This is a genomic window from Collinsella sp. LCP19S3_B6 (genome assembly GCF_052121815.1).
Lineage (GTDB): Bacteria > Actinomycetota > Coriobacteriia > Coriobacteriales > Coriobacteriaceae > Collinsella.
This window is the reverse complement of sequence record NZ_JBQKDN010000020.1, coordinates 18,373-30,134: the sequence shown is the minus strand read 5'-3', so window position 1 is coordinate 30,134 and position 11,762 is coordinate 18,373. Positions and strand designations below refer to the sequence as shown.

Sequence of the window (11,762 nt, the reverse complement as noted above, 5' to 3'; positions counted from 1 at the left end):
TCTGGTGTGTCCATCCTCGCAGTATCCGGTTCTCAAGGTGCACGCCTGCGCCGGTTCCCGGTCCGACCGGGCCGCGCGGCAAGGAGATATATTGCCAGACCGGAGGGGCCCGCGGGGCGGGAATCTGGTTGCACACAGCTCCTACACATTTATACCCGCAGCTGACGCTTGCCAGTCGTTACCTACCACTCGCCGAGCATATCTTTATATTGATCAGCCCCATGGCTAGAGCCGATATGCGCCCCGAGCCAAAGCGCAGCCGGCATCAAGCAACTCGTCGCGCTCCTCCACCGAAAAGCCCTCGGCGTACACTCGCACCACCGGCTCAGTGCCACTCGGGCGAACCAACAGCCAGGTATCATCCTCAAATGCCAAACGCAAGCCGTCCATGTGACTTACGCTCTGCGGCGCCTTGCCGCAAATCGACTTGGGATTCACACCGGGAAGCAGCGTGCGCAGCGACTCGGCATCTTCTGCCTCAAGTCGTAAATCTCGACGGCCATAACTTGTTTTTCCAAAACTCGCCTCGAGCTGATCGACCAGCACGCCCAGCGAAGGCCCCGTCTTTGCCATGAGCTCACACAGGAGTAGGCAAGCGAGAATGCCGTCACGCTCGGGCATATGCGTGGCAATGCCGATGCCACCGGCCTCCTCACCGCCCATAAGCACCCCGTCTTTTTTCATCTCGGCGGCTATATATTTGAAGCCAACCGGTTTTACGGTCACGCGGCAACCGAGTGCCTCGGCAACACGACGCACAAGCGTCGAGCACGATAGATTGACGACGACTCGCCCCTTCAAATTGCGAAACTGAACCAATTCGCCCATTACGAGCGCCATGATCTGATGCGGATGTATATATCTACCGCGCTCGTCGACCGCGCCAATACGGTCAGCATCGCCATCGGTCACCAGGCCGGCACACGCACCGTCTTCGATAACTGCACGCTCGCAGGCATCCACCCACGGCTCTACGGGATCGGGACAGATATCCCTCCAATCCGATGCTTGCCCCGCATGAGTCTCATGGACCTCAACACCCAGCTCGCGCAGCAAATCGGCAAGATAACCTTGAGCCGCTCCCCCCATGGGGTCGACCACCACGCGCAGATGAGCGGCACGAATGGCATCGGCATCGACAAACGATGCTACCGCTCGCATATAGTCGGGAATGATATCCGCCGTGCGATACTGCTCCTCGAGCCCCAGAGGTTCGGCGGCCATCGTTGCCTCGAGTTCTTCGATGACGTCCTGGTTTGCCGTGGAACCATCGCCCATGCGCAGTTTGAGACAGAGATAGCCCTGCGGATGATGTGAACCGGTCACCATGAGCGCCCCGCACGCCTCGCCATCGTATGCGGCAGCCCACGTGATGGCAGGCGTGGGTACAAAACGGGCCGCAAGCACGGCATCAAGGCCATGGGCCGCAAGCACGCCAGCTGCAAGTTCTGCAAACTCGCGCGCCCGGGGACGGGTGTCATACCCGATATATACCGTCTTGCCGGGATATGTCTTTTGCCAGAGCTCGCCGGCGGCATCAGCGATACGGGCAACATTGTCAGCGTTAAAATCCTCGCCGACGCGAGCGCGCCAGCCATCAGTTCCAAAATGAATTATCGCGCACACACGCAGACACCTCGCAGTGTTTGGATCATGGTACGCAAGTGGTATACCCGCAACGAGCGCTCGGCAAGCCGCCGGCGCACGCATTCACCGTTTAGGCAAAAGCCGTCGAGGGCGCATATAGACAAAAAACCGCCCCGGTTGGGGCGGTAATTCGAATGTGCTTTTCTTAGGACTCTATATATCGAGCGCGTCTGCCATAGCAGCCGTCGTGATCGCCGTGGTTCCGCAACAGCCACCAACCATTGCGGCGCCAGCCCGCTTCCACTCGACGCATGCGCGCGCGAAAGCTTCGGGGTCCTCGTGCCACACGGGCCCATCTTGCGTTTGGACCGGATTTCCCGCATTGGGACGTACAGCAACGGGCGTCGTGGCTATCTTGACCATTCTTGGTACCGCAGCGGTAGCCGCTGTCAGGGTGCAGCAATTGACCCCAACCGAGCTCGCACCGTGCTTCTCGGCATACAAGATGGCGCCTTCGATGTTTAGGCCATCACCCAGCAGGTCGCCCTTGTCATCAATAGCAAAGCTCACCAGAACGGGCATGCCATCAGCGGCATCATGGGCACCGGCGAGCACGGGCTGCAGATTGCGGATAGACGTGATCGTCTCGACCAGAATCCCGTCGACGCCGGCGTTGAGCAGGGCGGACGCCTGCTCGCGAGCATTTGCGCGAATCTCTCGATACTCGGAAGAATCCTCGACAAACCACTCAATCGCAATAGGCCCCATGGACCCCAGCAATAGCTGGGGATTTGCCTGGCGGGCATCGTCGACCGCCCCGCGATTGACCTCTGCCATAGATGGAGCGATTTCATCGCGATCGAGCGCAAAACCCGATGCCTGGAACGTATTGGTAATAAGCACCTGTGCACCAGCGGCGGCATACAGTCGGTGGATGCGAGAAACCGTCTGCGGTTCGGCGAGGTTCCAAAATGCCGGCGGAATATCGGCGGCACCGTATTCACTCAGCAGCACGCTGCCCATCGGACCCTGTGCCAGCAGCGTCTCGCTGGCAAGTCGGCGCATAAGCTCCTCGCCGCCGAAGCGATTGTAATAACTCGTATCCATATATGTTTCGCTATTCCTCGATGCTGATTCCCTGCTTTTCGAGATAGGCGAGCCAACGGACCATTGTGTCCTCGGAAAGCGCGTGCTCCATCATGCAGGCCTCGGCATCGGCGCGCTCAAAGTCGACGCCGAGCTCCTGGACCAAAAATGTGCGAATCAGGCGATGGCGATACCAGATAGCCAAACCGACCTCGCGCCCACGGTTGGTCAGGATAACCTTGCCGTAGTGAGACTGCTCGACAAGTTCGGATGCCTTGAGAGCCGAAACCGCCTTGTTGACCGATGCCTTCGAAACGCCAAGGCGCTGTGCGATATCGACCGACCGCACGCCATTAGTCTCCCCATCCTCGCTTTCGATGCGAACCATGCACTCCAAGTAGTCTTCGTTCGCCACCGTTAGATGTAGCTCGCGCGAGCTATTTGTCGTATCCATGAACATCCGTCCCTTCTGCATTCAATGGCTGATTCTACCCCATCCAAGCGTCGCGGTATGCCGCGGCATACCGTGCTAGAGTTCTTGTTGCACACGACAACCAAGATTGGAGCGGTCTCTATGGAAAACACCACCACGAACCCCGACGTACTCGAGCGTTTCTTGCGCTACGTCCAGATCAACACACAGTCCGAGGATGCCAACTGTGACCAGGTTCCGTCGAGCACCGTCCAGTTTGATCTTGCCAATGTGCTTGCCGAGGAATTGCGCGAGCTTGGTGCAACCGATGCCCATGTAACCGAAAACGCCTATGTCTGCGCTCACATTCCCGCGAGCGCCGGCTCCGAGAATAAGCCCGCCCTGGGCCTGATCGCGCACCTCGACACCACCGAGGTCGCACCGGGCGCCGGCGTAGCGCCGCACATTGTGCACTACGAGGGCGGCGACCTGGTTTGCGGCATCGTCGACGGCAAGCCCGTATCCATGAGCACCGCCAAGCTCCCCGCCCTCAACAACCTTTTGGGCGAGGACCTGGTTTGCACCGACGGCACCACGCTGCTGGGTGCCGACGATAAGGCCGGTGTCGCCGAGATTATGGCGCTCGTCGCACGCATTGCACAGGACCCCAGCCTGCCCCACCCCACGCTTGGTATTTGTTTCTGCCCGGACGAGGAAATCGGCCACGGTGCCGAGCTGTTGGATATCGAGGACTTTGGCTGTAAGTATGCCTACACAGTCGACGGCGGTCCGGTTGGCGAGCTTGAGTGGGAGTGCTTCAACGCCGCCGAGGCTACCGTTAGCTTTGAGGGCCAGTCCATTCACCCCGGCGACGCCAAGGGCCGCATGGTTAACGCGGGCAATCTGTTCTGCGACTTCAATGCCCTGCTTCCCTACGTGCAGCGTCCGGAATACACCGAGGGCTACGAGGGCTTCTATCACCTTGAGGGCGTTTCTGCCACAGTCGACCATGCCACGGCGCGCTATATCGTCCGTGATCACGATGCCGCCAAGTTCCAGCAGAAGCTCGATCTGATGGATGCTGCCGCCGCGCTGCTCAACCAGCGTCTGGGCGAGGAGCGCGTAACGGTCGAGATCAAGCACCAGTACCGTAACATGGCCGAGATTGTCCGCGACTACCCAGAGCTGATCGATGTCGCTAAGGAATCCTTCCTTGCCTGCGATGTTGAGCCCCAGGTGCTGCCGATTCGCGGCGGCACCGACGGTGCACAGCTGTCGTTCCGCGGCCTGCCCTGTCCCAACCTTTCGACGGGCGGCTACTGCTACCACGGCGTCAACGAGTTTGTTCCGGTCAGCTCGCTCGTCAAGATGACCGACGTCTTGCAGGAGCTCGTCGCCCGCTTCGCATAAGGAACTCGAATAATCTAGGTAAGCAAAATCGCCCCGTCCTCAAAACCGAGAACGGGGCGATTTTTTGGTGCAAGGGGAGTAGTCGGCATCGCTGGTTGAATCAACGTCAGCGAGCGACATCCAGGGCGAACAAGTTGGCATGAAAAAGGCAGGACATTGATTCTGGTCATGCCCTGCCTTTTGAATGACAAATTGTCGCTCTGGGCGGCGCGCAACGTCGAGCCGTTGCGCGGACTGGCAAGCCCGCGCAACCCTAGTAGTTGGCTTCGTAACCGTTGCCGTCGCCAGTGGGCTCCTCGTAATAATATGAGCTGTAATCCGAATCGTCCGAATAGCTCGAATCGTCCGAATAGCTCGAATCGCCCGAGCTTTCCGACGAACCGGCCGTACCGTAGGCGTAATCGTCAGAAGTATGGTTGCTCAAATCACCGATTGTGGAGCTGGTTCCGTCGGATAGGCCCATGGTGTTTGGTCCCTTAGGATCCTTGCCGGCATCGACGCGCGCCATCATCTCCTTAAGCTCGTCCTCGTAGACAAAGACATAGCTCTGGCCGTCGATCATGGTGGTTTCATCTGCGTAGGAAGGCAGATTCGCCGAATAGATACCATCGACATCCATGCCGCGCATAGCATTGACCGTAGACACGATGTCCTGAACGCTCATATCGGTCACAAGCATATCGGACAGCGAATTAACCAGGTCGAAGACCTTCGTAGCATCAAAGTTGTTGAGAATCTGGTTGGCAAGGGCACCAAGCACCTGGCGTTGGTGACGCATGCGCGTATAGTCGCCGTCGGCATAGGTATAGCGGCAACGGGCATAGGTGAGCGCGGTAGCACCGTCCATGTGCTGCTGGCCTGCCGTAATCTTAATGTCCAGATGCTCGGGGTCATCGACATCGTCGGTGGCGTTGATGTCGATACCGCCCACAGAGTCAATCAATGATTGCATACCGTCAAAGCTAACCTCGGCATAGTGGGAAATCTGCACGCCGCACAGCTCATTGACCGCTTGAACCATGGCCTCGGCACCGCCATAGGTATGGCAGGCGTTGACCTTCATGGTTTCGCCGTTATAGACAACCTTGGTATCACGTGGAATGGATATAAGCGTAGCCTGCTTTTGCGTAGGGTCGATGCGCGCCAAGATAATTGAATCGGCGCGATACGTGTCCTCGCCCGGACGACCATCGGTACCCAAAAGAAGCACGTAGAACGGATCTTTGGCCTCATTGGTATCCACCAAGATATGGCGCAGATTGTCGGTAATGACATTGGAATCGCCAAGCTTGCCCATAATGTTGGCGAACCACAGCCCGGCGGCAGTCGTAGCGCTCAGCAGCACGCCAAGCACGACGATAAGCGCAACGCGACGGATTGTCTGGCCGCGGCGGCGCTGACGAGCGCGCTCGGAGTAGCGTGCAACATTATCGCGACTGTAGATCTTGGCCTGTGCGCCGGTTGAAGGTCTTCGAGTATCCGCTAAGGGCTTCTTATTATTAAACATAGGCAACCTGCATTAGTAGATGACGGGATCGGGAACAGTGGCGTGCTCGACGTTTGCACCAAGTGCCTGCAGTTTTTCGACAAACTGCTCATAGCCACGTTTGATGTGATGGATGGCCGAGACCTCGGTAACGCCGTCGGCGATAAGGCCAGCAACGACGAGCGCGGCGCCGCCGCGCAGATCAGGCGAGGTAACCTGTGCACCCGAGAATCCCTTGACGCCATGAATCATGGCGTGATGGCTTTCGATGCGGATATCCGCGCCCATACGGACCAGCTCCGACGCGAACATGAAGCGGTTCTCGAAGATATTCTCGGTAATCACAGAGCTGCCATCAGCAAGAGCGGAAAGCACCATGATCTGCGCCTGCATGTCCGTCGGGAAGCCCGGGAACGGAAGTGTCTGAATATCGACCGGCCTGATGCGCTCGACACGACTCACGTGAACGCCATTCTCGATTCGCTCACACTCGATACCCATGAGCTCCATCTTCTTGAGCACCATGCCCAAGTGAATGGGGCAAAAGCCCGTAACGTCGACACCGCGGTCATCGGCCATCAGGGCACCGGCAACGATAAAGGTGCCGGCCTCGATGCGGTCGCCCACCACGCGATGGGTAACGGGATGCAGTTCGTCCACACCTTCGATGGTCACGACGGGCGTGCCGGCGCCAACAATCTTGGCGCCCATCTCGTTGAGCATGTTGGCAAGGTCGACGATCTCGGGCTCGCGAGCCGCATTATCGATAACCGTAGTGCCTTGTGCGCGCACGGCCGCCATGATGAGGTTCTCGGTAGCGCCGACGCTGGCAAATTCAAGCGTAACCGTGGTACCACGCAACCCCTGAGGAGCGTTGGCATTGATGTAACCGTGTGCAGTGTCGAATTCTACGCCCAGCGCCTCAAGACCCAAGATGTGCATGTCGATCTTACGGGCACCCAGATTGCAGCCACCCGGCATGGCAATCTTGGCACGATGGAAACGGCCCAGCAGGGGACCCATCACGGCCGTGGAGGCGCGCATCTTGGCGACAAGCTCGTAGGGAGCCTCCCAGGAATCAACCTGAGAAGTGTCGATCACGAGCGTATGCTCATCGAGAACGTCAATCTTGGCGCCCATACCCTTGAGCACCTTGCCCATAACATGGACATCCGAGATATCGGGCACGTTCTGCAGCGTCGTCTTCCCCGGTGCCAGAAGCGTTGCCGCCATGAGTTTGAGTGCAGAGTTCTTTGCACCCGAAACGGGCACGGAGCCTCCGATGGTGTGGCCACCTTCAACACGGATAATATCCAAGGTCTACCCTTTCAAAAAGCATGCCCGGGATGGCTGGGCCATCCCGGGCATGATGTGTTCGCAAATGGTCGAACGCCAAATCGTTTGACTATTGGGCAAGCATGAGCTTACACCATGCGATTTCATTATAGAGGTAGGCGCAGCGTGCATCATCCTCCGACAAATTACCCAGCTTCTCTTCAAAACCTTGAATATCAGCTTTAAGCTTGTCGGCATCGACGGTCGCCAAATCGCAAGCGCGCTCGGCGAGGACAATCACGACATCGTCCGCAACCTGGGCATAGCCGCCGTCCACAGCAAACGTGTGGTCGACGGTGCCCATTTGCTTATCACAAACGCGAATGTAGCCGCGATCAATCGTGCAGATCTCGCTAGCGTGACGCGGAAGAATGCCGAACTCGCCGTCCGTGGAAGGCAGGGCGACAAATGCCGCCTCGCCTTCATAGGCGCAGCTCTCCGGACACACGATGCGGATTTGCATAGCCACTACTTCTCCTCCATCTTGGCGGCGCGCTCGCGCACGTCGTCAATCGTGGACGCATAACGGAACGCCTGCTCGGGCAGGTCGTCGCACTCGCCGTCGACAATGGCGGCAAACGAGCGGACCGTGTCCTCGACACGGATGTAGACACCGGGGTTGCCGGTGAACTGCTCGGCGACGTGGAAGGACTGAGACAGGAACTGCTGGAGCTTACGGGCACGGTTGACCGTAAGGCGCTGCTCCTCTGAAAGCTCGTCCATACCAAGAATGGCGATGATGTCCTGAAGGTCGGAGTACTCCTGCAGGAGCTCCTGGACCTTAACGGCCACACGATAGTGCTCCTCGCCGACAATCGAGGGATCCAGGGCGTCGGAAGAGGAAGCCAAGGGATCGATTGCGGGATACAGACCGAGCTCGGCGATGGAACGCGAAAGAACGGTCGTGGCGTCGAGGTGTGTAAACGTCGTGGCGGGAGCCGGGTCGGTCAGGTCGTCTGCAGGGACGTAGACAGCCTGAACGGAGGTGATGGAACCCGTCTTGGTCGAGGTGATGCGCTCCTGGAGGTCGCCCATCTCGGTAGCCAGCGTGGGCTGGTAGCCAACGGCGGACGGCATACGGCCCAGAAGGGCGGAAACCTCGGAACCGGCCTGGGAGAAGCGGAAAATGTTATCGATGAACAGCAGGACGTCCTGGCCACGATCGCGGAAGTACTCGGCGGTGGTGAGGCCGGCCAGACCGATGCGCAGACGCGCTCCAGGCGGCTCGTTCATCTGACCGTAGACCAAGCAGGTCTTGTCGATAACGCCAGACTCGCTCATCTCGAGGAACAGGTCGGTACCCTCACGGGTACGCTCGCCGACGCCGGTGAACACCGAGGTGCCGCCATGCTCCTGGGCGAGGTTGTTGATGAGCTCCTGAATCAGAACGGTCTTGCCGACGCCGGCGCCGCCAAACAGACCCGTCTTGCCGCCACGGATGTAGGGCTCGAGCAGGTCGACGGCCTTAATGCCGGTCTCGAAGATCTCGGTCTTGGTAGTGAGCTCGTCGAAATGAGGTGCCGGGTGATGGATGGGATAAAACTCATCGATCTGGGGCATGGGCTTGCCATCGACAGGCTGGCCCATAACATTCCAAATGCGGCCGAGGGTCTCGGGGCCGACGGGCATCTTCATGGGTGCGCCGGTGTCGACCGCGACGACGCCGCGCTGCAAGCCGTCGGTCGACGTCATGGCGACGGTACGAACGACACCGCCGGGAAGCTGAGACTCAACCTCCAGGATGGTGCTGATGTGACCCATCGGCGTATCGGCCTCGACCGTGAGCGCGTTGTAGATCGAGGGGACAGCGCCATCGAACTTAACGTCGACAACTGCGCCGATGATACGGACGATACGTCCCTCACCGGCCGTCTGACGTGCCGTGGCCTCCTCGACCGCCGCTTTAACGGTGGTATCTGCCATTAGTGTTCCTCCAATGCTGCGGCTCCGCCCACGATCTCGTTGATCTCCGTGGTAATGGAAGCCTGACGCACGCGGTTATACGTACGGGTAAGAGTCGAGATGATCGACGACGCGTTCTCCGTGGCGGAGTGCATGGCCTTACGGCGCGCACCCTGCTCGGCGGCGGCCGAATCGATCAGCGCCTGGTGAATGACGGTCAGGATGTAGCTGGGGACCAGCTCAGCCAACACATGCTGGGCGCTCGGCACGAACTTGAACGAGGACGAAACGCGCTCGGGGCCCTCGTCTGCGTTCTTGCGCGGGCCATGTGCCATGGCGATCATCTCGGGGTCGAGCGGAAGCAAATGCTCGGTACGAAGAACCTGATCGACGCGGTTGCGAGCGTGATGGTACACGATCTCGACGCGGTCGAGCTGACCCTTGGAGTACTCGTCGCAGATATAGCTCGCGATCATGCGGGCATCCTCGAGGCTCGGGTCGGCCGAGGAACCCTCGAAGTGCATGACCGTGTTGGCACGGCTGCGGAAATACTCGCTCGCCTTGCGACCGCATGCGATGATCTCGCACTCGGCGCCATCATGTGCCCATTCGCGAGCGATTTTCTCGCAGGTGCGCTCAACGTTGACGTTGAAGCCGCCCGCCAGACCGCGATCGGACGTGATCGCGATGATCAGACCGCGCTTGAACTCCTCATGCGTCTTGAGCATGGGGTTGTCGCCGACAGTCTCTGTATCGCTCGCAACGGTGTGCATGACGTCGGTGAGCGCCTTCTTGTAGGGCTCAGCCTGCGTGGCTCGATCGAGCGCGCGACGGATCTTGGCCGTAGAGACCATCTCCATCGTGCGCGTGATCTGCTTGGTGCTCGTGACCGAGGAGATTCGCTTCTTAATGTCGCGAAGGTTAGCCATAGAGCTTAGTTCTCCTCTGCGCCCTCAGCTGCGCTCGCGGTGGAGGCATGCTTGGAGGCGTACTCGTTCTTGAAATCGGTGATGGCCTGAAGCAGCTGCTCTTTGGTCTCGCCGTCGATCTTGTTGGTACGGACCTTCTGCAGCAAGCCGCCAAAGCCAGCATTCATGTACTCGAGCAGCTCGGCGCGGAACGGCAGCACCTCGGAAAGGGGCAGGTCGTCGATAAAGCCCTCGTTGCCGGCGAACAGCGTAACGATCTGCTCGGCGACGTCGAACGGCTTAAAGCGCGGCTGCTTAAGAAGCTCGGTCATGTGCGCACCGTGGGTAAGCTGCTTTTGGGTGGCTGCATCCAGGTCGGAACCGAACTGGGTAAAACCGGCGAGCTCACGGTAGGCGGCAAGGTCCAGACGGAGGTTGCCGGCGACCTGCTTCATGGCCTTGGTCTGAGCGGAGCCACCGACGCGCGACACCGAGATGCCGACGTCGACTGCCGGGCGCTGGCCCTGGAAGAAGAGCTCGGACTGCAGGTAGATCTGACCATCGGTAATGGAAATGACGTTGGTCGGAATGTAGGCCGAAACGTCGCCGTCCTGGGTCTCGATGACCGGCAGGGCCGTCATGGATCCGTAGCCGTTCTTCTTGGACATCTTGACGGCACGCTCGAGCAGGCGAGAGTGCAGGTAGAAGATGTCGCCAGGATAGGCCTCGCGTCCGGGCGGACGATGCAGCGTCAGCGACATCTGACGATAGGCGACAGCCTGCTTGGATAGGTCATCGTAGATGACGAGCACATGGCCGCCGGGGTTGGTCTCGCTGGCGGGCTCGCCGTTCTCGCCGTTGTACATAAAGAACTCGCCGATAGCGGCACCGGCCATAGGGGCGATGTACTGCATAGGGGCCGAGTCGGCAGCGGTAGCCGAGACGATGATGGTGTAGTCGAGTGCGCCGTGCTGGGCGAGGGTCTCACGGATGTTGGCAACCGTAGAGGCCTTCTGGCCGATAGCGACGTAGATGCAGACCATGTCCTTACCGCGCTGGTTGAGGATGGCATCGATCGCGATGGCGGTCTTGCCGGTCTTACGGTCGCCGATGATGAGCTCACGCTGGCCACGGCCGATAGGAACCATGGAGTCGATAGCGAGCAGACCAGTCTGAACCGGCTCGCAGACCGGGGTGCGGTCGATAACGCCGGGGGCCTTGAACTCGATGGGGCGACGGTGCGTGGCGACGATATCGCCCAGGCCGTCGATGGGCTGACCCAGCGGGTTGACGACGCGACCGAGCATGGCGCGGCTCACGGGAATATCCATGACGCGACCGGTGGTACGGCACTCGTCGCCTTCCTTGATGACGTTGACGGCGCCGAACAGAACAGCACCGACCTCATCGCGGTCGAGGTTCTGGGCAAGGCCGTAGACGGTCTCGCCGGTCTCGGAGCTCTTGAACTCCAAGAGCTCGCCGGCCATGGCGTTGCGCAGTCCCGAGACGCGCGCGATGCCGTCGCCAACCTCGTCAACATGGGAAACCTCTTGCGTGTCGACGGTAGCCGCCAGGCCATCGAGCTTCGCCTGCAGGGCGCGGGCGATGCTTTCGGCATTGAGGGTATCGGACATAA

The 11,762-nt window shown here is 59.6% G+C and carries 10 protein-coding genes; 1 reads left to right on the top strand and 9 read right to left on the bottom strand.

Annotation, left to right across the window (positions count from 1 at the left end; translation table 11 throughout):
- Positions 1–225 precede the first annotated feature (225 nt).
- The 3 genes from ACTQWD_RS07575 to ACTQWD_RS07565 form a co-directional block, all read right to left on the bottom strand.
- The gene (locus ACTQWD_RS07575; protein WP_441559653.1) at positions 226–1,626 is read right to left on the bottom strand and encodes a phosphoglucomutase/phosphomannomutase family protein; all 1,401 of its coding nucleotides are present in this window, start codon (positions 1,624–1,626) and stop codon (positions 226–228) included.
- 174 nt (positions 1,627–1,800) lie between these two features.
- A complete protein-coding gene (locus ACTQWD_RS07570) occupies positions 1,801–2,694 on the bottom strand; it encodes a homocysteine S-methyltransferase family protein (RefSeq protein WP_441559652.1) in 894 nt (297 codons plus the stop codon).
- Positions 2,695–2,704: 10 nt separating this feature from the next.
- Positions 2,705–3,127, bottom strand: a complete 423-nt coding sequence (locus ACTQWD_RS07565; RefSeq protein ID WP_154518396.1) for a metal-dependent transcriptional regulator — start codon at positions 3,125–3,127, stop codon at positions 2,705–2,707.
- A gap of 120 nt (positions 3,128–3,247) precedes the next feature.
- Between ACTQWD_RS07565 and pepT the strand changes: the two genes are divergently transcribed.
- Positions 3,248–4,495 carry a peptidase T gene (gene pepT, locus ACTQWD_RS07560; protein ID WP_427719695.1) on the top strand — a complete coding sequence of 416 codons (1,248 nt, stop codon included), beginning with the start codon at positions 3,248–3,250 and terminating at the stop codon, positions 4,493–4,495.
- Positions 4,496–4,748: 253 nt separating this feature from the next.
- Here pepT and ACTQWD_RS07555 read toward each other — a convergent pair whose 3' ends face one another.
- The 6 genes from ACTQWD_RS07555 to atpA form a co-directional block, all read right to left on the bottom strand.
- The gene (locus ACTQWD_RS07555) at positions 4,749–6,002 is read right to left on the bottom strand and encodes an LCP family protein (RefSeq protein ID WP_441559651.1); all 1,254 of its coding nucleotides are present in this window, start codon (positions 6,000–6,002) and stop codon (positions 4,749–4,751) included.
- A 12-nt stretch (positions 6,003–6,014) separates the two neighbouring features.
- Positions 6,015–7,298, bottom strand: coding sequence for a UDP-N-acetylglucosamine 1-carboxyvinyltransferase (gene murA / locus ACTQWD_RS07550; protein WP_441559650.1), 1,284 nt, complete (start codon positions 7,296–7,298; stop codon positions 6,015–6,017).
- Between the two features lie 88 nt (positions 7,299–7,386).
- Positions 7,387–7,779 carry an ATP synthase F1 subunit epsilon gene (gene atpC, locus ACTQWD_RS07545; RefSeq protein ID WP_441559654.1) on the bottom strand — a complete coding sequence of 131 codons (393 nt, stop codon included), beginning with the start codon at positions 7,777–7,779 and terminating at the stop codon, positions 7,387–7,389.
- A 5-nt stretch (positions 7,780–7,784) separates the two neighbouring features.
- The gene (gene atpD, locus ACTQWD_RS07540) at positions 7,785–9,239 is read right to left on the bottom strand and encodes a F0F1 ATP synthase subunit beta (RefSeq protein WP_441559649.1); all 1,455 of its coding nucleotides are present in this window, start codon (positions 9,237–9,239) and stop codon (positions 7,785–7,787) included.
- Positions 9,239–10,147, bottom strand: coding sequence for an ATP synthase F1 subunit gamma (atpG, locus tag ACTQWD_RS07535; RefSeq protein ID WP_441041458.1), 909 nt, complete (start codon positions 10,145–10,147; stop codon positions 9,239–9,241). Before atpG ends, atpD begins: the two co-directional genes overlap by 1 nt.
- A 5-nt stretch (positions 10,148–10,152) precedes the next feature.
- Positions 10,153–11,760, bottom strand: a complete 1,608-nt coding sequence (gene atpA / locus ACTQWD_RS07530; RefSeq protein ID WP_427727745.1) for a F0F1 ATP synthase subunit alpha — start codon at positions 11,758–11,760, stop codon at positions 10,153–10,155.
- Between the last annotated feature and the right edge of the window lie 2 nt (positions 11,761–11,762).

Excerpts from the sequence above, each read along its gene's own strand:
- ACTQWD_RS07555 (WP_441559651.1), bottom strand. The coding sequence starts at position 6,002 with ATGTTTAATAATAAGAAGCCCTTAGCGGATACTCGAAGACCTTCAACC.
- atpA (WP_427727745.1), bottom strand. The coding sequence starts at position 11,760 with ATGTCCGATACCCTCAATGCCGAAAGCATCGCCCGCGCCCTGCAGGCG.
- ACTQWD_RS07565 (WP_154518396.1), bottom strand. The coding sequence starts at position 3,127 with ATGGATACGACAAATAGCTCGCGCGAGCTACATCTAACGGTGGCGAAC.
- ACTQWD_RS07570 (WP_441559652.1), bottom strand. The coding sequence starts at position 2,694 with ATGGATACGAGTTATTACAATCGCTTCGGCGGCGAGGAGCTTATGCGC.
- atpD (WP_441559649.1), bottom strand. The coding sequence starts at position 9,239 with ATGGCAGATACCACCGTTAAAGCGGCGGTCGAGGAGGCCACGGCACGT.
- atpC (WP_441559654.1), bottom strand. The coding sequence starts at position 7,779 with ATGCAAATCCGCATCGTGTGTCCGGAGAGCTGCGCCTATGAAGGCGAG.
- atpG (WP_441041458.1), bottom strand. The coding sequence starts at position 10,147 with ATGGCTAACCTTCGCGACATTAAGAAGCGAATCTCCTCGGTCACGAGC.
- pepT (WP_427719695.1), top strand. The coding sequence starts at position 3,248 with ATGGAAAACACCACCACGAACCCCGACGTACTCGAGCGTTTCTTGCGC.